Annotated in this window: 15 protein-coding genes; 5 read left to right on the forward strand and 10 right to left on the reverse strand. The window is 68.5% G+C overall.

Going from position 1 to position 22,102, the window contains the following annotated elements; genetic code table 11:
• Positions 1-34: 34 nt before the first annotated feature.
• The 3 genes from H507_RS16010 to hemW all read right to left on the reverse strand — a co-directional run bounded on the left by H507_RS16010 (position 35) and on the right by hemW (position 3,016).
• On the reverse strand, positions 35-820 hold the full coding sequence (locus H507_RS16010) for an inositol monophosphatase family protein (RefSeq protein WP_022910559.1): 786 nt from the start codon (positions 818-820) through the stop codon (positions 35-37).
• A gap of 62 nt (positions 821-882) precedes the next feature.
• Entirely contained in the window at positions 883-1,746 is an 864-nt protein-coding gene (locus H507_RS0109895) for a DUF3097 family protein (RefSeq protein WP_026378064.1), read from the reverse strand.
• Between the two features lie 25 nt (positions 1,747-1,771).
• A complete protein-coding gene (hemW, locus tag H507_RS0109900; RefSeq protein ID WP_022910561.1) occupies positions 1,772-3,016 on the reverse strand; it encodes a radical SAM family heme chaperone HemW in 1,245 nt (414 codons plus the stop codon).
• A gap of 195 nt (positions 3,017-3,211) precedes the next feature.
• On the opposite strand from hemW, the gene H507_RS0109905 reads away from it, so the two are divergent.
• From H507_RS0109905 to H507_RS0109915, 3 genes are read left to right on the forward strand one after another with little or no spacing between them, the layout of a single operon-like run.
• Positions 3,212-4,525: an ABC transporter substrate-binding protein gene (locus H507_RS0109905; protein WP_022910562.1), complete on the forward strand. Its 1,314-nt coding sequence runs from the start codon at positions 3,212-3,214 to the stop codon at positions 4,523-4,525.
• Positions 4,525-5,541, forward strand: a complete 1,017-nt coding sequence (locus H507_RS0109910; RefSeq protein ID WP_022910563.1) for a carbohydrate ABC transporter permease — start codon at positions 4,525-4,527, stop codon at positions 5,539-5,541. Before H507_RS0109905 ends, H507_RS0109910 begins: the two co-directional genes overlap by 1 nt.
• Before the next feature lie 2 nt (positions 5,542-5,543).
• Positions 5,544-6,377, forward strand: a complete 834-nt coding sequence (locus H507_RS0109915; protein ID WP_026378066.1) for a carbohydrate ABC transporter permease — start codon at positions 5,544-5,546, stop codon at positions 6,375-6,377.
• A gap of 24 nt (positions 6,378-6,401) precedes the next feature.
• Here the strand turns inward: H507_RS0109915 and lepA are convergent, their stop codons facing one another.
• Positions 6,402-8,264, reverse strand: coding sequence for a translation elongation factor 4 (gene lepA / locus H507_RS0109920; RefSeq protein ID WP_022910565.1), 1,863 nt, complete (start codon positions 8,262-8,264; stop codon positions 6,402-6,404).
• Positions 8,265-8,540: 276 nt separating this feature from the next.
• Between lepA and rpsT the strand changes: the two genes are divergently transcribed.
• Positions 8,541-8,804 (forward strand): 30S ribosomal protein S20, encoded by a 264-nt coding sequence (gene rpsT / locus H507_RS0109925; protein WP_022910566.1) that lies wholly within the window; start codon positions 8,541-8,543, stop codon positions 8,802-8,804.
• A gap of 136 nt (positions 8,805-8,940) precedes the next feature.
• Here the strand turns inward: rpsT and holA are convergent, their stop codons facing one another.
• The 6 genes from holA to leuS all read right to left on the reverse strand — a co-directional run bounded on the left by holA (position 8,941) and on the right by leuS (position 20,800).
• A complete protein-coding gene (gene holA, locus H507_RS0109930) occupies positions 8,941-9,903 on the reverse strand; it encodes a DNA polymerase III subunit delta (protein WP_022910567.1) in 963 nt (320 codons plus the stop codon).
• Between the two features lie 67 nt (positions 9,904-9,970).
• A complete protein-coding gene (gene treY / locus H507_RS18290; protein WP_245558888.1) occupies positions 9,971-14,146 on the reverse strand; it encodes a malto-oligosyltrehalose synthase in 4,176 nt (1,391 codons plus the stop codon).
• A 3-nt stretch (positions 14,147-14,149) separates the two neighbouring features.
• On the reverse strand, positions 14,150-14,797 hold the full coding sequence (locus tag H507_RS0109945; protein WP_026378068.1) for a SanA/YdcF family protein: 648 nt from the start codon (positions 14,795-14,797) through the stop codon (positions 14,150-14,152).
• A gap of 45 nt (positions 14,798-14,842) precedes the next feature.
• Entirely contained in the window at positions 14,843-17,257 is a 2,415-nt protein-coding gene (locus H507_RS0109950; RefSeq protein WP_022910569.1) for a ComEC/Rec2 family competence protein, read from the reverse strand.
• 1 nt (position 17,258) lies between these two features.
• Positions 17,259-18,155: a ComEA family DNA-binding protein gene (locus H507_RS0109955; protein ID WP_022910570.1), complete on the reverse strand. Its 897-nt coding sequence runs from the start codon at positions 18,153-18,155 to the stop codon at positions 17,259-17,261.
• A 125-nt stretch (positions 18,156-18,280) separates the two neighbouring features.
• Positions 18,281-20,800 (reverse strand): leucine--tRNA ligase, encoded by a 2,520-nt coding sequence (leuS, locus tag H507_RS0109960; protein WP_022910571.1) that lies wholly within the window; start codon positions 20,798-20,800, stop codon positions 18,281-18,283.
• 257 nt (positions 20,801-21,057) lie between these two features.
• Between leuS and H507_RS0109965 the strand changes: the two genes are divergently transcribed.
• Complete coding sequence (locus H507_RS0109965; protein ID WP_022910572.1) at positions 21,058-22,101, forward strand: Gfo/Idh/MocA family protein; 1,044 nt, start codon at positions 21,058-21,060, stop codon at positions 22,099-22,101.
• The last annotated feature ends 1 nt before the right edge of the window (position 22,102 follow it).

The following is a 22,102-nucleotide window of genomic DNA, read 5'->3' on the forward strand; positions in this document are numbered from 1 at the left end:
TGGTTGACCTGGGGCTGGCTGGCGTCAGGGACCGTCAGGCCCGCGGGCGCCACCGGGCGAGCACGGTGGCCGCCACGTCCGACGAGGCTGCCACCACCAGCCCGTGCTGGTCGAGTTCGATGCCGTAGTCGGATCCGTCCAGCAGGCTCACGCTGCCGCCCAACTCACGGATCAACAGGGCGCCGGGCAGGTGGTCCCACGGGTTGAGGTTCCAGTAGCAGATGAAGTCGATCTCGCCGAGGGCGAGCATCGGGTAGTCGATGCCGCAACACAGGGCTGTCTCGGTGACCTCGGGCCAACCCTCGGCGACGGAGATGCCATGGAGTTCGCGCCGCGACGACATCCCACTGGGCTGGTCGCTCGCCCTGAGCGCGGTGAGCGGCTGCCCGTTGAGGGTGGCCCCGGCACCCAGTTCGGCGACGAAGGCTCGCCCGTGTTCGGGTTGCAGGATCCACGACCGGGTGGTGACACCACGGCGCACCTCGGCGACCATCACGGCGTAGTCGGGACTGCCGGCGGCAAAGTTGCGGGTGCCGTCGACCGGGTCGACGGTGTAGGCCAGGTCGGCATCCACCAGACCACGAGGTAGGTCGGGGTTGGCGAAGACGGCCTCCTCCCCCACCACCAGCGCGCCCGGTGCAACCTCCCGCAGCCAGGCCGTGAGCCGTTCCTCGGACTCCCGGTCGGCGATGGTGACCAGGTCACCGGGGCGCTTCTCGTCCACCTCGCCAGCGCCGAGGTTGCGCCACCGGGGGCGGATCACCTCGTCAGCCACCTGCCGGATCTGCTCGAGTACGGCCTGGGTGCTGGGGATCGTCATGCGCTCTTTCTCTGCTTCCTTCTGATCACTCGTCGAGGGCTCATCGCCTGTGGAGGGGGTGGTCACTGGTCGAGGGTGCCGAGGTGATCGGCGGTCACGAAGTCGATCAACTTCTCGACCTCGGTGTTGAGCCGGGAGTCGAGGTCCCGGAAGGAACTGACCCTGGCCAGCATCGCCTGCCAGGCGCGGGCCACGTCGGCCTGTTCGGCATGCGGTTGGCCGAGTCGCTTGAGCGTCCCCTTCTTCCAGTCCTCGTCCATGGGAACGGCGGGCCAGGCCTTGAACCCCAGACTGCTGGGCTTGATCGCCTGCCAGATGTCGATGTAGGCGTGACCGGTGATCATCAGGAAGTCCCCGTAACCCGACTTCATGCACTCCCTGGCGATCCGTGACTCCTTCGACCCGGCCACCAGGTGGTCGACGAGCACGCCGAGGCGTCGTCCGGACTCGGGTCGGAACTCACCGATGATGCCGGGCAGGTCGTCGATGCCGCCCAGGTACTCGACCACAACGCCGACGTGGCGCAGGTCGTCACCCCAGACCTTCTCGACGAGTTCGGCGTCGTGGCGGCCCTCGACGTAGATGCGGCTGGGCAGGGCAACCTTCGCCGTGGTCACACTGGCCCGCGATCCCGACGCCGTGTGGGTGGGCTTCGATGTCCCCACCCGAGGGGGGATGCGCACCGCGACAGGCTTGCCGTCGACCCAGAAGGTGCCCCCGACGGGGAAGGCCCGCTGCTTCCCCTTGCGGTCCTCGAGCAGCACGAGCCCGTTCTCCCACCCCACCACTGCACCCGTGAAGGAGCCGGGCACCTCGAGCACCAGGTCGCGGGCCAGCGGCAGTTCACGCGGCTTGGGCTTCTCGCGGGGTGCGGCGAGCACGTCGTTGCCGTAGCGGTCAAAGGGGTGGGACGTGGGGGAAGTCACGCTTCCCGAGCCTACCGGCCGCCGCTCAGTCGAGCAGGTCCCGGATCACCGCGTCGGCGAGCAGTCGGCCCTGCAGGGTGAGCACCAACCGATCCTCCGCCTCAGGCCCCGCGCCTGACCGGACGATCGCGAGCCCTCGCGCCAGCGGGTCGGCCACGCGTTCGCGCTCGGCAGCGGTCAGCACCGACAGAGGCAGTCCGTCGGCGATCCGCAGTTCCAGTAGCACCCGCTCGGTGCGACGCTCCTCAGGAGTCAGCAGCTCCCGGCCTGCGCCCGGGGATCTTCCCTCGTGCAGGGCCTTGGCGTAGGTGCGCGGATGTTTGACGTTCCACCAGCGCACCCCGCCCACGTGGGAGTGCGCGCCCGGCCCGATGCCCCACCAGTGGTCGCCACGCCAGTAGGCGAGGTTGTGTTCGGAGCGGTGCAATCGTCCTGCGCGGGGGCGGGCCCAGTTCGAGACCTCGTAGTTCTCGAAACCGGCACCGGTGAGCAGGTGCTCGGTGAGCAAGTACTTGTCGGCGAGGTCGTCCTCGTCGGGGAGCGGGAGGTTGCCCTGCTCGACCTGCCTGGCGAAGCGGGTGCCGGGTTCGACGATCAGCGAGTACGCGCTGACATGGTCGACCCCGGCCCCGAGGACAGCCTCGAGCGAGGCTCGCCAGTCGTCGAGTGACTCCCCCGGTGTGCCCATGATCAGGTCGAGGGAGATGTCTTGGAACCCGGCGGCCCGGGCATCGGCCACCACCTCGAGCGCGCGTCCGGGAGTGTGCACCCGCTCCAACACCTGAAGGACGTGCGGTCGAGCGGACTGCATGCCCAGGCTGAGCCGGTTGACGCCTGCCTCGAGCATGGCTTCCAGCAGGCCAGGGCTGGCGGACTCGGGATTGGCCTCGCTCGTGACCTCACACCCATCCGCGAACCCGAAGACGTCACGCAGATGCCCCAGCAACTCGCCGTACTGGTCGGACGAGAGCAGTGACGGAGTGCCGCCGCCGATGAAGACCGACTGCAACCTCGGACGGTCGTCCGGCAGCACCCGGGCCGCCAGGTCGATCTCGCGGTGAGCGGCGACCAAGTAGTCGGCCATCGACAGCCCACCCAGCTCGGAGGGCGTGTAGGTGTTGAAATCGCAGTAGCCGCAGCGCGACGAGCAGAACGGCACGTGCAGGTAGAACGACAACCCGTGCGCACCCTCGCCCAGTTCGGCGAGCGCCTCCGCCGGGAGCGATCCGTCGGAGGGGACGGGTTCACCGTCAGGCAGCGAGGAGGGCATGGGGTCAACTGTAGAGACCTTGCGGCGGGGGGGTTCGGGCACCAATGGGGCATGGTGCTGGTCGGACGAACCATCGAACTCGGGTGATGACCTTCACCGCGTGAGGGTACGCCCCCGGTCTCGGCGAGGTCACGATCGGCACTCCCACAGCGAACAGGGGAGCAACTGTCACAACCGAGTCCTAAGGTGGGCCTCATGAACCTGTCTCGTCGCTCCATTCTCGGCGCCACTGGCGGAATCGCCGCCCTGGCCACCCTCGCCGCCTGCGGAAGCAACTCCGGCGGCATCGGCTCCTCGACCGCTCCCTCGTCGGCGGGCACGTCGGCTGCCTCGGGAGCCAGCTCGGGCGGCGCCAAGGTCACCCTGCAGCAGTGGTACCACGAGTACGGCGAGGCCGGGGTGAAGGAGGCAGTCCAGAAGTACGCGGCCGCCTACCCCGATGCCACCGTGAAGGTCACCTGGAACGTCGGTGACTACAACAAGAAGCTGTCCGCGACACTGCTGACCAACGACGTGCCAGACGTCTTCGAGGCCGAGCAGGGTGGATCACTCGACATGATCCAGGGCAAGCAGATCGTCGACCTCAACGACATCTTCGACTCGGTCAAGGACCAGTTCAACCCCAAGGTTGTCGACCGCTTCACCTTCGAGGGCAAGATCTACGGCATCCCGCAGGTCATCGACATGCAGTTGCTCTACTACCGCAAGTCAGTGCTCGAGAAGGCCGGCAAGCAGCCCCCCAAGACCCTCACCGAACTGGTCGACGTGGCGAACGCCGTCGCCACCGGCGACATGGGTGGCTTCTTCGCCGGCAACGACGGCGGTCTGGGTGTGCTGGGCACCATCTTCATCTGGGCCTCTGGCAACGAGCAGCTCAACGCCGATCGCACCGAGGCCACGTTCATCAACCAGAACTTCTACGACGGGCTGAAGGCCTACGGCGACTTCTACAAGAACGGCAAGGGACTGTTGAAGGCCGCCTCGAAGGACTGGTACGACGGCACCCCCTTCGCGCAGGGCGAGACGGCCATGCAGTGGGGTGGCCTGTGGTCGATGCCCGACATCCAGAAGGCGCTGGGTGACGACTTCGGCGTGATCGCCTTCCCCGCCATCGGTTCGTCCGGTCGGCCCGCGGTGCCGTTCGGCGCGTTCGGCTCGTGCGTCGCGGCCAAGGGCAAGAACATCGACGCGGCCAAGGCGTTCGTCAAGTGGCTGTGGATCGACAACGACGACGACCAGGTCGACTTCGCCAACTCCTACGGCACCCACATCCCGGCCAAGCTCTCGCTGGTCGCCAAGGCCGACAAGCTGGCCTCGGGTCCCGGCGCCGACGCTGCGAAGTTCGTGGCCGACAACGGATTCACCAACGACATCATGTGGTCGGGGGCCTTGGGCGAGGCCTACGGTGCGGCGGTGTCGAACGTCATCACCAAGGGTGCCGACCCGGCCAAGGAGTTCGCCTCGGTCGCCCAGAAGGCCAAGGACGAACTCAAGCGCCTCAAGGGCTGATGAGCGAGCTGACCAGCGAAGGTCGACCGCAGACGGGGCTGCTGCCGAACGGGCAGCGGCCCCGTCCGGTCAGCGCGTGGAACAGGATCGCCGGGAACCAGGGGCGCAACCTCTGGTTCCTGGCCTTCGCGCTCCCCTTCGTTGCCGGGTTGTTGGTCTTCGTCTACATCCCGATCGGGTGGTCGGCCTACCTGTCGTTCTTCGACGCGCGCGCGACCGTGCATCCCACGAAGTTCGTGGGTCTGGCCAACTATCGCTACCTGCTGGGCGACCCGATGTTCCGCTCGTCGATCGGCACCTTCGTGCTGTTCGCAGCCTTCATCGTGCCCGTCACCTATGTCTGCTCGCTCGGCCTCGCCCTGCTGCTCGACGGTGTCAGGGTCGGACGAGCCTTCTTCCGCTCCGTCTTCTTCATCCCGACGGCGGTCTCGTACGTCGTGGCAGCCATGGTGTGGCGGTTGAGCTTCTTCAACGGCGCGCGGTTCGGGTTGGCCAACTCGCTGCTGCGCAGCGTCGGCGGTGAGAACAAGGCGTGGCTGCTGGGCGGCGACAACTACTGGTACTGGTTCGTGGTGATCAGCCTGCGATTGTGGCTGCAGGTCGGCTTCTACATGATCCTGATCATCGCCGGACTCAACCGCATCCCCCAGGACACCTACGAGGCGGCCGCCATCGATGGCGCCACGGGTTGGCGCAAGCTGCGCTGGATCACCTTGCCGCAGTTGCGGACGACCACGGTGGCCGTGCTGATGCTGCTGCTGATCAGCGCCTTCCAGGCGTTCGACGAGTTCTTCAACCTGTTCGGGGCGATCGGGTCCTACCCGACCTTCGCGCGGCCCCCGCTGGTGCACCTCTACCTGCTCAGCCTGGGCGGTTCGCAGGCAGATCTGGGCCTTGGCGGGGCGGGCACCATGATCGTCACCGCCCTGATCGTGATCTTCGGTCTGGCGCAGAACTGGCTGCTGGGCCGAAGCGAGCGCAAGGAGTCCGGGACGATGAGGGGGTCGCGACCATGAGCATGGTCGGCTCGCGCAGCTCACGTCTCACCCGCGGCCTGCGCTACCTGCTGTTGGTGGTGCTCGCGGTGCTGTTCCTGCTGCCGTTCTACGTGATCGTGCGCAACGCGTTCAGTGACAACTCGACGATCGTCGCTGCCCGCTGGCAGTGGATCCCCAAGAACTGGGACGTCGGGGTGCTGGGCCGAATGTTCGCCGACGAGCAACTCGACATCGTGGGGTCGTTGTGGCACTCGGCCCTGCAGTCGGTCGGGCAGACGGTGCTCACCGTGGTGATCGCCCTGTTGGCCGGCTACGCCCTGGCCCGACTCGACAACCGGCTCGGTCGGGTGCTGACGGGCGTGACCCTGTTCACCCTGATGGTGCCTGCGGCGGTCACCTTCCTGCCCACCTTCGTGATGACCTCCCAGCTCGGCTGGGTCGACTCGCTGCCCGGTCTGGTCGTCCCGGTGATGTTCTCGGCCTTCGCGGTCTACCTGTTCCGGCAGAGCTTCCTCACCTTCCCCGCGGAACTCGAGGAAGCCGCCGCCATCGACGGCGCGAACCCGTGGTCGACCTTCTGGCGAGTGGTGGTGCCGAACTCGATGGGCATCATCGGGGCGGTGGGCACGATCACGTTCATCGGGGCGTGGAACGCGTTCCTGTGGCCCCTGCTGATCGCTCGCGACAACACCCGCACCATCCAGCTGACCCTGAGTCAGTTCATGACCTCGCAGGGGGTGAAGTACCCCGAACTGTTCGCCGGGGCGCTCGTCGCCGTCGTACCGGTGGTGGTGGTGTTCCTCTTCCTGCAGCGCTGGTTGGTGGCCGGGGTCGAGACCTCGGGCATCAAGTAGTCACCGGCAGCCACGAGCGGGCCATCAGCCCTGCTTCTTGTCCTTGTCCTTGCCGCTGCCCTCGCCGGTCTGCAGGGCGGCCACGAAGGCCTCCTGGGGCACCTCGACGCGTCCGACCATCTTCATCCGCTTCTTGCCCTCCTTCTGCTTCTCCAGGAGCTTGCGCTTGCGGCTGATGTCGCCGCCGTAGCACTTGGCGAGCACGTCCTTGCGCATGGCACGGATCGTCTCGCGGGCGATGACCCGGGCACCGATGGCGGCCTGGATGGGCACCTCGAACTGCTGGCGCGGGATGAGCTCCTTCAGCTTGGCGGCCATGGCCACCCCGTAGGCGTAGGCCTTGTCCTTGTGGACGATGGCCGAGAACGCGTCGACCGGGTCACCGTGCAGCAGGATGTCGACCTTCACCAGGTCGGACGAGGCCTCCCCGTCGGCGTCGTAGTCGAGGGAGGCGTAGCCCTTCGTCCGCGACTTCAGCGCGTCGAAGAAGTCGAAGACGATCTCACCCAACGGCAGGCGGTAGCGGATCTCGACGCGGTCTTCCGACAGGTAGTCCAGACCCAACTGGATGCCGCGCCGGGTCTGGCACAGCTCCAGGATGGTGCCGATGTACTCCGCCGGCGCCAACAGGGTGGCCCGGATCATCGGCTCGTACACCTCGGCGATCTTGCCCTCGGGGTATTCCGAGGGGTTGGTGACGGTGTGCTCGGTGCCGTCCTCCATCACCACGCGGTAGACGACGTTGGGGGCGGTCGAGATCAGGTCGAGGTTGAACTCACGTTCGAGTCGTTCGCGGACGATCTCCATGTGCAGCAGGCCCAGGAACCCGACCCGGAACCCGAACCCCAGCGCCCCGGAGGTCTCCGGCTCGTAGGTGAGCGCGGCATCGTTGAGCTGCAGCTTGTCGAGGGCCTCGCGCAGTTCGGGGAAGTCGTCCCCGTCGATGGGGTAGAGCCCGGCGAAGACCATCGGATTGGGGTGCTTGTACCCTCCGAGGTCCTGGGTGGCGGGACGGGTCGACAGGGTGACGGTGTCGCCGACGCGGGACTGGCGCACGTCCTTCACACCGGTGATCAGGTAACCCACCTCGCCGACCCCGATGGCCTGGGACTTGATCGGCTCGGGCGAGATGACGCCGACCTCGAGCACCTCGTGGGTGGCCTTGGTCGACATCATCAGGATGCGCTCACGGTGGGAGAGTTCGCCGTCGACGACGCGGACATAGGTGACGACCCCACGGTAGGTGTCGTAGACGGAGTCGAAGATGAGGGCGCGGGCGGGAGCGGTGGGATCGCCGACCGGTGCCGGGATCTGTCGGACGATCTCGTCGAGCAGGTCGGCCACCCCCGCCCCGGTCTTGGCCGAGACCCGCAGCACGTCGGAGGGGTCGCAGCCGATGATCCCGGCCAGTTCCGCGGCGAACTTGTCGGGGTTGGCACTGGGCAGGTCGATCTTGTTGAGCACCGGGATGATGTGCAGGTCGGCCTCGATGGCCAGGTACAGGTTCGCCAACGTCTGGGCCTCAATGCCCTGGGCGGCGTCGACCAGCAGCACGGCACCCTCGCAGGCAGCCAGTGAGCGGGACACCTCATAGGTGAAGTCGACGTGGCCCGGGGTGTCGATCATGTTCAGCACGTGGGTGCGCCCGTCGACATCCCAGGGCATCCGAACGGCCTGCGACTTGATGGTGATCCCACGTTCGCGCTCGATGTCCATCCGGTCGAGGTACTGGGCACGGGCGCTGCGGGCGTCGACGACCTCGGTCAACTGCAGCATGCGGTCGGCCAGCGTGGACTTGCCGTGGTCGATGTGGGCGATGATGCAGAAGTTCCTGATCACCTCCGACGGGGTGGCGCCGGGTGCCGGAACGTGGGTGGAGGCGGGCATGCAGCAGATCCAGTCGAAGTCGAGACACGGACGCGCCCAGTGGCGCGGCTCCCCAGTCTCTCACATGGCGCCCCTGACACCGGGCTCCCCTGTACCCGGGACCCCTGCCACCTGGCGCCGCTGCACCGGCGGACGGTGGCGGCCCGGGTGAGGGCACCCACGGGGGGTCTCGATTTGGGGGCGGAGGGCCGGACTGGTAACTTTGTTGTTCGCGCGTGTGCCTCGGCGACACGCACACACCCAGATCACTGAACCACGAAAGTTGGAGCCTGCCCGATGGCAAACATCAAGTCCCAGATGAAGCGCATCAAGACCAACGAGAAGGCGCGTCAGCGCAACAAGGCCGTCAAGTCGGCCCTCAAGACCCACGTGCGCCGCTTCCGTGACGCTGTCGAGGCCGGCGACTCCGAGAAGGCCCAGACCCTCGCCCAGGCCGCGAACCGCGCGCTGGACAAGGCAGCCAGCAAGGGCGTCATCCACGCCAACCAGGCCGCCAACCGCAAGTCGTCCATCTCGACGGCTGCCGCCAAGCTCTCCTGAGCACCCGGGGTTCTACGGCAGGCCGCGCGCCATCAGGCAGCTGACGGCCGCCAGTCGTACCTCTCACACGCAGAACGCCCCCCGATCCGTCTGGGTGATCGGGGGGCGTTCTGCGTGTCCGAACCCGGCTGGTGCGCTAGCGAGCGGTGCGGGCTCGGTCGAGCGCCAGCAGCATCTGCTCGAGGGCGAAGTCGGCGTCCGCAGCCATCCCCTTGACCGCACCGTCAGCCTCGGCCACCGCGACCACGGCCTGAGCGATGGCACGCGGGCTCCAACTGCGTGACAATCGGGTCAGGTCCTTCACCTTCCACGGCGGCACACCGATCTGGCGTGCGACCTCTCCGTCGTTGAGGCGGGACGAGCGCAGGTCGTGGTACTTCCCCAGCCCTCGCAGCGAGTTCGCCAGGGCACTGGTCACCAGGACGGGCGCCACGCCGGTCGCCAGGGCCCACCGCAGCTTCTCGAGGGCGTCACCGGTTCGTCCGGCCATGACGTCGTCGGCGACGGCGAAACTGGTGACCTCGGCTCGTCCGCCGAAGTAGGTCTGCACGGCCTCGACGGTCAACGTCTGGTCGACGAGGTCGTCGCACAACTGCACGACCGCGGCGGCAATCGCTCTCGGGTCGTTGCCGATGGCGTCGACCAGCGCCTGCGCCGCACCGGCCTCGAGCCTCAACTTCGCGTGTCTGGCCTCGTTCTCGACGAACTTGCCCAACTCCCAGGTCTTGATCGCGGGTGCCTCGATCGTCTCGACCTTGGCCTTCTTCAGTTTGTCGAGCAGTCCCTTGCCCTTGACCCCGCCCGGGTGGGTCATGACCAGGCACAACTCCTCGGACGGGTCGGCTGCGGTGGCAGCGACCAGGTCGAACAATGACTGGTCCAGGCCAGAGACGTCGTTGAGCACCACGATCGACGCGGAGGCGAACAGCGAACCGCCCGTCAGTTCCGCGAACGTGCCCGCGTCGACCGAGCTCGCCTCGACCTGGTGCAGGTCGGCCTCCGGCGCCTGCTTGCGGGCCGAACGCACCCGGGCGGCCACATGCCGTTCGGCCAGCAGGGCCTCGGGCCCGGTCACCAGCAGCGCTCGTCCCATCGTCATGGCTTCATCCTGCCAGTCGCCCCCGACATGCCGGCTGACCATGGACACAGGTGCCCGACGGTCGGGCTCACGCGAGCATCGCGCCCGCGTGGGCAGGCAGGTGCACCGTGGCGCCATGCTCGTCGTCGCCCTCGAGTTCGGCACCCGCCGGCGTGCTGAAGAGCAGGGCCCCCACCCGACCGACGGGCAGCGTCACGGGCTGGTCGCCGAAGTTGACGACCACACTCACCCCGCCACGCCGCAGGTGCAGCACCCTCGTGTCCTCGTCGATCTCGCAACTCGTGTGGCGCAGGTCGGGGTCGGTGAGCTCGGGCAGGGCCCGCCGCAGCCTGAGCAGCCTGCGGTAGCACTCGAGGATCCGGGCGTGGCGTCCCTCGCCCACCTCGTCCCAGTCGAGCTTCGACCGCAGGAACGTGTCCGGGTCCTGCGGGTCGGGCACCTGCTTGGTGTCCCAGTCCATGCGCGAGAACTCCGAGAGTCGGCCCTCGCTCACGGCTCGTCCCAGGTCGTCCTCGGGGTGGTCGGTGAAGAACTGGAAGGGACTGCTGGCCGCCCACTCCTCCCCCTGGAAGAGCATGGGGGTGAAGGGGCCGGCCAAGGTCACGAGGGCGGCGACGGCCAACTGGTCGTCGTCGAGCGCCTCGGTCAGGCGGTCGCCGTGGGCGCGGTTGCCGACCTGGTCATGGTTCTGGCTGCAGACCACGAGTCGCCACCCCGGCACACGGGAGGTGTCGATCGGTGCGCCGTGCTCACGTCCACGGAAGCTCGAGAACGAGCCGTCGTGGAAGAAGCCCCCGGTGAGCACCTTCTGCAGGGCCGCCAACGGTTCGAAATCGGCGTAGTACCCGTCGGTCTCGCGGGTCAGAGCGACGTGCAGCGCGTGGTGGAAGTCATCGGACCACTGCGCGTCGACGCCCATTCCCCCGGCCTCACGCGGTGTCACCAGCGTGATGTCGTTGAGGTCCGACTCGGCAATGAGGGTGAGCGGACGACCCAGGTGCGCCGACAGGTTCGCGGCCTCGAGGGCCAACTCCTCGAGCAGGTGCACCTCGGATTCGTCGGAGAGGGCGTGCACGGCATCGAGCCGCAGGCCGTCGACGTGCATGTCGGTGAACCACATGCGCACCCCGTCCAGGATGAACCGGCGCACCTGGTCGGAGCCTTCCGAGTCGAGGTTGACCAGGGCACCCCACGGGCTCTCGCCCTCCTTCAGGTACGGGCCGAACAGGGGCAGGTAGTTGCCTGAGGGTCCGAAGTGGTTGTGCACCACGTCCTGCACGACCGCCAGCCCGCGCTCGTGGGCAGCGTCGACGAACCGTTGGTAGGCGACCGGGCCACCGTAGGGTTCATGGACCGCCGTCCACGCCACCCCGTCGTAGCCCCAGTTGTGCACACCGTTGAAGGCGCTGACGGGCATCAGTTCGACCATGTCGATGCCCAGGTCGACCAGGTGGTCGAGCCGGCCGATGGCCGCGTCGAGCGTGCCCTCGGGGGTGAACGTGCCGATGTGCAACTCGTACACCGAGGACCCCGCCAGTGGGCGTCCGTGCCAGTGGTCGTCCGACCAGGCGAAACTGGCGGCGTCGAAGGTGCGCGAGCGACCGTGCACGCCCTCGGGTTGACGCCGGGAACGCGGGTCGGGACGGGGCGTCGGATCGTCGTCCAGCACGTAGCCGTAGTCGACCTCCCCCTGGGGTTCCGGACCGTCGAGTCGCCACCAGTCGTCACTGCCACGGGTCATCGGGAGCACCCGATCGCCGACGCTGAGCCGCACCCGTTCGGCGCGGGGTGCCCACACGTCGAATCGTCCCCGACCGTCCTTGAGCTGTTGCGGCAGCGGCCGCACCAGCACCGCGACCGGGTGCTGGTCGAGCAGGTCAGCCACCGCCACCGTGCCCGAGACGGTGCGGTGGGTGAGCAGGTCGACCCACATGCCACCGGGAAGCTGCAGGGTGGTGTCGCCGAACCCGCCGCGCTCGCGCAGACCGTGCGGCAGTCGGGTGACCACGGCCACCGCCCCGCCACGGTTGAACGCGAGCACGTGCTCACTCGCCTCCCCCTCGGCGTGCAGGGGCGAGTAGTCGGTGAACAGTTCAGGACGATCGCGGCGGGTGGTCAGGGCGACGTGGCTGACGAGCAGTTTGACGGCCCCGGGGTCGCCGGCGCCATCCTCACCAGCGTCGGTGTCGCCAGCTGGTTCCGCGAGCCGGGGACGGTCACCGAGCCGGATGCCCGCGAGCACGTTCTCACGCTGGTCGAAGTCGACACTTCGACGGTTGTCGGGGTCCACGAGCGACTGCTCCCACAGTTCCGACCCCTGGTACACGTCGGGGACACCCGGGGCGAAGATGGTCAGCAGCTTGGCGGCCAGGGCATTGCTGAACCCGGGGATGGCCAACTGCGAGACCGCCTCCTGCAGCAGGTCGGCCACCTCGCCGTTGTCGAAGCAGGCATCCACTGCTGCGTGCACGGCTGCCTCGAAGGCCTCGTCAGGTGCGGTCCACGTGGTGTGCTCCCCAGCCTCACGCATGGCCTTCATGGCGTAGCCGTGCAGGCGCTCACGCCAGGTGGGGTCAGGGGTGGCTGGCCACGCGCCGATGATGGCCTGCCACACCAGGTTCGCCATCCCCTGGTCGGGGATGGGTGCCAGGCCGTCGAGGCGTCGCACGACCTCGGCCCACCACTGTGGCCGTTCGGCCAGCACGCTGATCCGTGCCCTCACGTCCTCACCGCGCTTGGTGTCATGGGTGGTGCCGGCGTTCATGGCGTGCGGCCAGAGCTGCTGGCGCGAGAACAGGGCAGCGTGGAAGTCGTCGGGGCTGACATCGAACACGCTGGGGTCGCCGCCCACCTCGTTCAGTGACGTGAGGCGCGCCCACCGGTAGAAGGCGCAGTCCTCCACACCCTTGGCCATCACCATGCCACTGGTCTGCTGGAAGCGCTGCGCAGCACCGGAGGCCCCGTCGAAGAGAACCACGGACAACCGGTCGAACAGGTCGGCCAACTCAGGGCGCCGGCCGCGAGCCGAGGTGAAGCACTGCTCGAGGTGTTCGCGCCCCTCCGGCAGGTAGCTGCGGTAGACCGGGAAGCAGGCGAGCAGCTCGGCCACGGCGTCGATGAGTTCACCCTCGTCGACCGGCGCCTGGTGCTGCCCGTCAGGGGCGTGGAGCAGACCGGAGTCGCGCGCGATACGACGTACCTCGGAGTTGAGGATCGTGTCGGCCACGGTTCGTTTGGTGTCATGGATCAGGGACGGCCAGTCGGTGGGGTGACCGCGGAGCTCGTCCTCGAGGTCGCTGAGGGCTTGCATACCCTGGGGGTCGACCAGCACCCGGTCGACCAGACCGAGCAGGTCGTAGCCGGTGGTTCCTGCGGTGGCCCAACCGGTGGGCAGTTCCTCGCCCGGCTCGAGGATCTTCTCGACGAGCACGTAGGCACCCTCGGGCGATCGCTCGGTGGTGGTCAGCGCGGCCAGGTCGTCGAGGTAGCGCACCGGGTCGCGGAGCCCGTCGGGATGGTCGACCCGCAGCCCGTCGACCTGGCCCTCGGTGAACCACCTTCGGATCTCCTCGTGGCTGCGGGCGAACCACTCCGGGTCCTCCACCCGGATCGCGACCAGGTCGTTGACGGCGAAGAAGCGTCGGTAGTTGAGGTCGGTGTCGGCCCGGCGCCAGCTGACCAGTTCGTAGTGCTGCCGACCGTGCACGGCGGAGGGGTCGTCGTCGGGTCCCCCGGAGTCGGGTGCGAGGGGGTAACGGTTGTCGTGGTAGTGCAGTTCTCCGGCCAGTACCCGCAGGTTGGCGACGGTGCCGTCGGGATTCAGGTCGTCGTCGCCGACGACGGGGATGCGGACCTTCCCCCCGGATGCCTCCCAGTCGATGTCGAAGGCGCTCGCCCACGGTGAGGACTGGCCGTGGGTGAGGACGTGCCACCACCAGGGGTTCTCCCACGGACGAGCCACCCCGACGTGGTTCGGGACGATGTCGACCAGAACCCCCATGCCAAGACGGTGGGCCTCGTTCGCCAGGGCGGCAAGGCCGGCACCCCGTCCGCGGGTGGGGTCGATTGCTGAGTGGTCCGAGACGTCGTAGCCGTGGGTCGAGCCGGTGCCCGCCGACAGCAGGGGAGACAGGTAGACCCAGTCGATGCCGAGGGCGTGGAGGTAGGTGAGGCGTTTCGCTGCTTCGAGCAGGTCGAAGTCCTCGGTGATCTGGAGTCGGTACGTGCTCGCCGGGATGCGCATTGTTCAGGAGCCTAGCGCCTGCTGGACGCTCGGATCGGGTTGCCCAAGGGTGGGGGTACGTCGCGAGACGACGTCGTACATGGTCTTCCAGGCGGCCGGGAGTTCACGCACCACTCCGTAGCGCCACTGGCCGGGGCTGGCAGCCTTGGCGCTGTGGTCGCCCACGCCGAAGGTGTCGACCCCCACCATCCGACAGGTCGCGACCGCCCGCGGCAGGTGATAGCCCTGCGTGACGAGCGTGAGCCGGCTGACGCCGTAGATGCGCTTGGCGCGTACGCAGGAGTCGTAGGTGTCGAACCCGGCAGGGTCGCGGACGATGCGACCCGCGGGCACCCCGTGCCTGACCAGGTAGCGCTGCATGGCCAACGGTTCGTTGTAGTTCGCCTCCCGGTTGTCGCCCGAGACCAGGATCACGGAGGCCTTCCCGGAGGCGTAGAGGTCGGCGGCGAGATCGAGCCGAGCCTTCAGGTAGGCGCCCGGCTGCCCGTCGGGCAGCACCCCGGCCCCCAGCACCAGCAGCACGTCGCGGTGGGGGGCGGCATTGGCACTGCCCGCCTGATGACCCCAGGCCAAGGCGTGCACGATGGCCGTGGGAGCCAGACCGATGGCTGCGACGGTGGTCAGGGCGAGGGCCACTCTGCGGATGCGCACGAGTCCCAGTCTGCCCGTACCCGGGCCAGCACCCCAGCGCTGTGCTCACCGCTGGGGTCCACGGTTGCTGACCAGGACCAGCGAGCCGTCCTCGCGACGGATCGCAATCGAGCCCAGTTCATTCGTCTGCGCCACGCGCATCCCCAGGGAGTGGGCCAGGTCGACCGCCTTGACCGCCGGATGCCCGTAGTCGTTGTCGACGCCGGACGAGGAGACCGCCACCTGCGCCCCCGCCGCCTGCCAGAACCTCTTCTCCTGCCGGGAGGACCCGTGGTGGGGCATGGCCATCACATCGACCCTCAAGACGGAATCGTCGGTCAACGCCCGCAACGCCGCGCGTTGCGCGTCCGGTTCCGAGTCACCGGCCAGGAGCACGCGGACGGGTCCGCCCCGGGGGTCACCGACCGCGCCGACCGTGGCCACCCCCATCACGGATGCGTCGTTCTCCGACGAGTTCTCGGGATCCACCCGCTGACTGCCCGTTGCTGGCACATCACCGGCGACGGGACCGGTGCGGATGGTCTCCCACGTCACCGAGCCCACCCGCCACTGTTCACCCGCATGCGCCGATACGACCGGGACCCCATGGCTGGCCGCCAGCAGGTGGACCTCCCGAGCGGAGGCGGACGAGGGGTCCTCGCGGGAGATGACGATGCGTCCCACCCTGAAGGTGTCGAGCACCTGGCCGAGCCCCGTGAGGTGGTCGGCGTGGAAGTGGGTGATCACCACCACCGGGAGCGCCACCAGACCCAGCTGTCTCAGGCAGGTGACCACGGGCTTGGGGTCCGGGCCCACATCAACGACCACGGCCTGCCCCCGTCCGGCGCGCAGCACCGCCGCATCACCCTGCCCCACCGAGCAGAAGGTCACCTGCCACCGGCCGGGCCAGCCGGGACTGGCCGGGGCACGACCGAGGGCCAGCAGGAGCACGAGACCGAGGGCGAGCAGCAGCCAACGGCGCCTCAGCAGCATCGGAGCGAGCCAACACAGCGCCAGGCTCAGGACCGAGATCACTGTCAGCCCCGCAGGGCTCGCCGGCCAGGTCAGCGACCCGCCGGGCAGGGCAGCGCCCAGTCGTGCGATCCGCAACAGTGGCTCGACCGTCCACCCACCCAGCCACCCGAAGCCACCGCCCACCAGTTCGCCCGGACGCCCGGGGAGCAGCGACGTGAAGGCAGCCAGCATGCCCAGGACGGTCGCCGGGCCCACGAACGGGCCAGCCAGCGCGTTCGCCACCAGACCAGACACGCTCAGGGTGCCCGAGAGAGCAGTGACGAGGGGTTGAGTCGCCAGTTGCGCCGCGAGCGGGACAGCGACCGCCTCGGCCAACCACGCAGGTGCCCACGCCATGGCCCGTTGGAAGGCCGAGGCGCAGGCGATCAGGGCGGCGGTGGCACCGGCGGACAACGCGAACCCCCAGGAGCGCGACAGCCACGGGTCGACCACCATCAGGGCCAGCACCGCCACCGCCAAGTGCCTCATGCCCCGGGAACGCTCCTTGGCCCGCCCGACCCCGGAGCGTCCCAGGGCGGCGAGGGCGACCAGCCCCATCGCGGCCGCACGCACGACCGAGGGCTCCACCCGGCAGAGCACCACGAAACCGAGGACGGCACCCACCTGCACCATGCGCAACACGGTTCCGCGGGCCCCCAGACGGGTCGCGACCATCGTGCCGAACCCCAGCAACAGCACCAGGTTCGACCCGGAGACGGCCGTCAGATGGGTGAGGCCGGTTGCCTTGAACTGCTCGACGACGTCCACGCGCAGCCGAGACGTGTCGCCCACCACCAGCGAGGGCAGAAGGGCGGCCTGGTCTGGCGGCGAGTGGCGAGTTGCGTGCACGAGGGCAGCGCGCATGCGGTTCACGGTTCGATCTGCCCACCCCGGTCCCCTGACGAGCACCGGCGGGGCGCGGACGGTGAACGAGCCAGCGGTCGGGTCGTCCGGTTCGGCCGCCCCCAGCCGTCCCTGCAGGACGACGGTGGCGCCCGCGGGCTGGTGTGAGAGGGCCTCCGCGAGCTCGCCCGAGGCCCGGGCCGTCAGGTGAGGTCCACCCCGTAGCTGCCTGCCCCGGGCATCCAGGCTGACGACGCGGACGACGACCGTGGCGACCTCGGGGCGAACCCCTTGGGCGGGTCGGAGCCGGACGTCGCTGGTCACGACACAGGTGAGGCTGCCCGCCGCTCGCTGGGCGGCGAGATCGGCCGTCGGGCTGTCATGGACGAGGCCCACGCGCAGGGAGGTGGTGACTGCCAAGCAGCACCCCACGACTGCGACGGCCGACAGCTGCCACCGTCCCCGTGCGGCGGCGGCCATCGCCAGCACGGCTCCCCCACCGGCGACGAGGACGATCGATGGGCTGGTGGCGGTCAGACAGAAGAAGGTGACGGCCCAACCGATCGCGGCTGTGGCCACCATGCGCAGGTCGGGTCGCTCAGCGGGACGATCGGCAGCACCCATCTCAGACCCGCACCATCGGGGCCAGCTTCTGGAAGGTCTTGGGCCCGATGCCGTCGACTTCCTGCAACTCATCGACGCTGGTGAACCGCTGGTGCTGCGTGCGCCAGTCGACGATGCTTCGGGCGGTGACCGGGCCGATCCCCGGCAGCGCCTCGAACTGCTCCGCGGTCGCTGCGTTGAGGTCCAGCTGGGCGGACGACTGGCCGTCAGCGGGCGCGCCCACTCCACCACCCCCGGACGAACCCGGACCCCTCACGGTGGACTCCTCTCCGGCGTGGGGACCCACCACGACCTGGCTGCCGTCGGCCAGCGGCTCGGCCAGATTGAGCCGTCCGGTCTGGGCGCCAGTCGCCAGTCCCCCGGCGGCAGCGATGGCATCCGCGACGCGGGAACCCGGTGGGAGCCGGATCACACCCGGGTGGGACACCCGTCCCACGACATGAACCACCAGGGGGGCGGGCGTGGAACTGGGGATGCCAGAACTCGTCCGGCCCGAGCCGCTCGGGTCGGCACCCACCGAGCCGCTGGCCTCGTGAGACGCCTGGACCGCGAGTGGCACCTCATCGGTGCGGGCGCGCAGCAATTGGACCGAACAGAACACGAGGGCCACCACCACGAACACGCCGACGGCGCCCAGGTGGCGGGCGCCGAATCGACGGACCCTGGCCAGCACCGGTTGGGAGCGCCGTTCGGTCGAACGTGGCCCGTCGGGATCAGGCAGGTCAGGGAGGTCGGCGAAGTCGCGGACGTCGTCCTCCTGCGACCGATGGCGCGCCGGCACCGGTTCCGAGGACGGCCCACGGCTTGCCGCGGTGGTGCTGGGCGGGCCGCCCAGCACTCGCCACAACCTCTCGGCGGGGGTGGGACGGTCCGGCGGCGTGCGAGGTGTCTCGGTCACGCCCTGACTGTGCTCACCACCCGCCGTTCAGTCCCGCGGCAAGCAGCCGTCTGTGGACAACGGTTCGACCGCTCCGCGGCCTGTGGAGAACCCAGCCCCGGGAGCCGCGACCCTCGCCTCCGGTGTCACGTCCCGGGGACGATCGAGACCATCTTCGGCAGCCGGCAGATCACCTTCGCGACCGGACGACCGTCCAGTGCGCGCTGCACCCCGGGGTCGTTGACCGCCATCTCGGTGGCCTCGGCCTCGGTGATCTCGGGCGAGACCTCCAACTTGGCCCGGATCTTCCCCGCCACCTGCACCACCATAGTGACCGATTCGGCCACCAGCAGGGTTGGGTCAGCCTCGGGCCACACCGAATTGGCCACCGAAGCGGGACGACCCAACGCCTCCCACATCTCCTCGGCGACGTAGGGCGCGACCAAGCTGAGTGCCTGGGCCACGAACTCGGCGGCCTCACGCACGGCCGGGTCAGCCGCTCCCGGTCCGCTGTCGACCGCCTTGCGGGTGGCGTTGACCAACTCCATCACCCGGGCCACGACGACGTTGAACCGTTGCCCGTTGAGCAGTTCGGTCACCTCGGCGATGGTGCGATGGGTCGTCTGGCGCAGGGAACGGTCGCCACTTTCGCGATCGGCGTCGACGGGAGAGACGACGTCGGTGGCCAGACGGTGAGCCCGCTGCAGGAACTTCAGCGATGAGGCTGGGGACATGTCGGCCCAGTCGATGTCGTCCTCGGGGGGTCCCGCGAAGACCACGGTCAGGCGTACGGCATCCACCCCGAACTCGTCCATCTGCTTGCCGAGGTCGACGCCATTGCCCAAGGACTTCGACATGGCCCGGCCCTGGTTGATCACCTGGCCCTGGTTCAGCAGACGTTGCATCGGCTCATCGAAGTCGACCATCCCCAGATCGCGCAGCACCTTGGTGAAGAAGCGCATGTACAGCAGGTGCAGGATTGCGTGTTCGACACCCCCGACGTACTGGGCGACGGGCATCCAGTTCCGGACATCCTCCACTCGGAAGGGTCCGTCCTGGAAGCCGGGCGAGCAGTAGCGGAAGTAGTACCACGAGGAGTCCACGAAGGTGTCCATCGTGTCGGTGTCACGCTCGGCCTCACCACCGCAGCGTGGGCACTCCACGTGGCGCCATTCGGCTGCTGCCTGGCCGGCGAGGGGGGAGGTCCCCTTGGGTGCCAGGTCGGAACCACGCAGGTCGGGCAACTCAACCGGCAACTGGTCCTCGGGTACCGGCACCTCACCGCACGCCGGACAGTGGATGATCGGGATGGGGCAACCCCAGAACCGCTGGCGGCTCAGCAGCCAGTCGCGCAACCGGAAGGTCACGGTCGCCTCGCCGGTACCGTCGGCGTTCAACTTCTCGACCATGCGGGCGACACCTGCGGCCTTGCCCTCCAGCCCGTCCAGAACGCCTGAGTTGACGTAGGTGCCGTCACCGGTGGTGGCGATCCCGGTCTGGGCCGGGTCCCCGTCACCGGTGTCGATGACCTGCACGACGGGCAGTCCGAAGGTCCGCGCGAACTCCAGGTCGCGGGAGTCGTGGGCGGGCACCGACATGATGGCGCCGGTGCCGTACTCGGCCAGCACGTAGTCGGCAGCCCAGACGGGCACGCGCGCACCATTGACGGGGTTGGTCGCGAAGACCCCCAGGTCGACGCCGGTCTTCTCACGGTCGGTGGACTGCCGCTCGATCTCCGAGGCGCGCTTGGTCTTCTCCAGGTACTCCTCGAACGCCGGACGAGCCGCGTCCGACACGATCTCGGAGGCCAGTGCGCCGTCGGGCGCCACCACCATGAACGTGGCGCCGTACAAGGTGTCGGGACGTGTGGTGAACACCGTCACCGGCTCCTCGCGGCCCTCGATGGCGAACTTCACGTAGGCACCCTCGGAGCGACCGATCCAGTTGCGCTGCATCGCCAGAACCCGGTCGGGCCATCCCCCTTCCAGCTGCTGCATGTCGTCGAGCAACTGCTGGGCGTAATCGGTGATCTTGAAGTACCACTGGTTCAGCTGCCGCTTGGTCACCGGGTTGTGGCAGCGCTCACACAGCCCCTGGACGACCTGCTCGTTCGCCAGCACCGTCTGGTCGACCGGGCACCAGTTCACGTAGGAGTTCTTGCGATAGGCCAAGCCTCGCTCGAAGAAGCGCAGGAACAGCCACTGGGTCCACCTGTAGTACTCCGCGTCGGAGGTGTGCAGTCGCCGGCTCCAGTCGACCGAGACGCCGTACCGCTTGAAGGAACGCGCCTGGGTCTCGATGTTGGCGTAGGTCCACTCCGAGGGATGGGCATTCCTGGCGATGGCGGCGTTCTCGGCAGGCAGTCCGAACGAGTCCCACCCCAGGGGATGCATGACGTCGTAGCCCTGCATGCGCCAGAACCGAGCGGGCACGTCGCCCATCGCGAAGGCCTCGGCATGGCCCATGTGCAGGTCACCCGACGGATAGGGGAACATGTCGAGCACATAACGCCGTGGCTTCGATCCGTCATCGAGCGTGCCGAAGGTGTTGTCGGCCTCCCAGAAGGCCTGCCACTTGCGTTCGGCCTCAGCCGCCACATAGCCGCGGCGCTCCTCGTGCCCGCTGCCGTGATGCTCGCTCACGTCGTGTCCTCCCACCGGCACCATCGGCGCCTCGTCTCCACTCGCCCCGAACCCCGGGTCGAGTCACAGCCGTCCTCACATGAAAAGTCCCCGAGGCCCCATGGGCATCGAGGACAGCCGCTCCACCATCGGTGGTGCGGCTACGGAAGGAGCGACTCCATCTGCATGCCAGAAGTGTACTCCCGTGGAACCTCGCAGCTCACCTCTGATTGACTGGGGGTGGCAAGGGCGCCGACCCGGCGTCCTCCACCAGACCCCCATCCCCCCGGAGGAAATCTTTCATGACTGCCAAGGTCAGGGTCGGCATCGTCGGCACCGGCGGTATCGCCCGCGCACGTCATCTGCCCTGTTTGACCGAGAACGAGTCAGCCGAGCTGGTCGGCCTGTGCGACATCAAGCCAGACGTGTTGAAGAAGGCGGGAGACGACTTCGACGTCGCTGCCCGCTACACCGACTACCTCGAGATGTACGACAACGAGAATCTCGACGCCGTGGTGGTCTGCACCCCCAATGACGTGCACGCCCCGGCGACCATCGCGGCACTCGAGCGGGGCATCAACGTGCTCTGCGAGAAGCCGATGGCGCTCGACCCGACCGAGGGCGAGGCCATGCTCGCGGCAGCCGAGAAGTCAGGCAAGCTGCTGACCTTCGGCTTCCACTACCGCCACATGCCCGAGGTGATGGCCGCCCGCCGCGTGGTCGACTCGGGCGAGTTGGGTGACGTCTACATGGTGCGGGTGCAGGCACTGCGCCGCCGGGGCATCCCGAGCTGGGGCACCTTCGTCCACAAGCACATCCAGGGTGGCGGCGCGATGATCGACTTCGGCGTCCACCTGCTCGACTCGGCCTTGTGGCTGATGGGCAATCCCAAGGCGATCGAGGTGACCGCGAGCCTGTCGCAGCGCCTGGGCAAGTCGCCCAACGTCAACACCTGGGGCGACTGGAACTACCAGGAGTTCACCGTCGAGGACCAGGTGGCCGCGTTCGTCCGCTTCGAGAACGGCGTGACCATGATGCTCGAGTGCGCGTGGGCCATCAACATCCCCGAGTCGCGCGAGAACATCTCACTGTCAGGCACGAAGGCGGGCCTCGAGGTCTTCCCGCTGAGCGTCAACAAGGCCGACCACGAGATGCTGACCACGTGGAAGCCGGACTGGATCGCGGACGCCAAGCTCGACCCCGGCGCCCACCAGGCCGCTGAGTTCGTGAACGCGGTCCGCACCGGTGGCACGGTCGTCACCAAGCCCTCGCAGGCCCTGCAGGTGACGCGCATCGTCGACGCGATGTACCGCTCTGCCGAGTCGGGCGAGGCCGTCAAGCTGTGAT

The organism is Aestuariimicrobium kwangyangense DSM 21549 (genome assembly GCF_000421525.1).
GTDB lineage: Bacteria > Actinomycetota > Actinomycetes > Propionibacteriales > Propionibacteriaceae > Aestuariimicrobium > Aestuariimicrobium kwangyangense.

Bases quoted from the DNA above. Each gene is read 5' to 3' on its own strand.
- H507_RS16010 (WP_022910559.1), bottom strand. From the start codon at position 820: ATGACGATCCCCAGCACCCAGGCCGTACTCGAGCAGATCCGGCAGGTG.
- hemW (WP_022910561.1), bottom strand. From the start codon at position 3,016: ATGCCCTCCTCGCTGCCTGACGGTGAACCCGTCCCCTCCGACGGATCG.
- H507_RS0109905 (WP_022910562.1), top strand. From the start codon at position 3,212: ATGAACCTGTCTCGTCGCTCCATTCTCGGCGCCACTGGCGGAATCGCC.
- H507_RS0109910 (WP_022910563.1), top strand. From the start codon at position 4,525: ATGAGCGAGCTGACCAGCGAAGGTCGACCGCAGACGGGGCTGCTGCCG.
- H507_RS0109915 (WP_026378066.1), top strand. From the start codon at position 5,544: ATGGTCGGCTCGCGCAGCTCACGTCTCACCCGCGGCCTGCGCTACCTG.
- lepA (WP_022910565.1), bottom strand. From the start codon at position 8,264: ATGCCCGCCTCCACCCACGTTCCGGCACCCGGCGCCACCCCGTCGGAG.
- rpsT (WP_022910566.1), top strand. From the start codon at position 8,541: ATGGCAAACATCAAGTCCCAGATGAAGCGCATCAAGACCAACGAGAAG.
- holA (WP_022910567.1), bottom strand. From the start codon at position 9,903: ATGACGATGGGACGAGCGCTGCTGGTGACCGGGCCCGAGGCCCTGCTG.
- treY (WP_245558888.1), bottom strand. From the start codon at position 14,146: ATGCGCATCCCGGCGAGCACGTACCGACTCCAGATCACCGAGGACTTC.
- H507_RS0109950 (WP_022910569.1), bottom strand. From the start codon at position 17,257: ATGGGTGCTGCCGATCGTCCCGCTGAGCGACCCGACCTGCGCATGGTG.
- leuS (WP_022910571.1), bottom strand. From the start codon at position 20,800: ATGGTGCCGGTGGGAGGACACGACGTGAGCGAGCATCACGGCAGCGGG.
- H507_RS0109965 (WP_022910572.1), top strand. From the start codon at position 21,058: ATGACTGCCAAGGTCAGGGTCGGCATCGTCGGCACCGGCGGTATCGCC.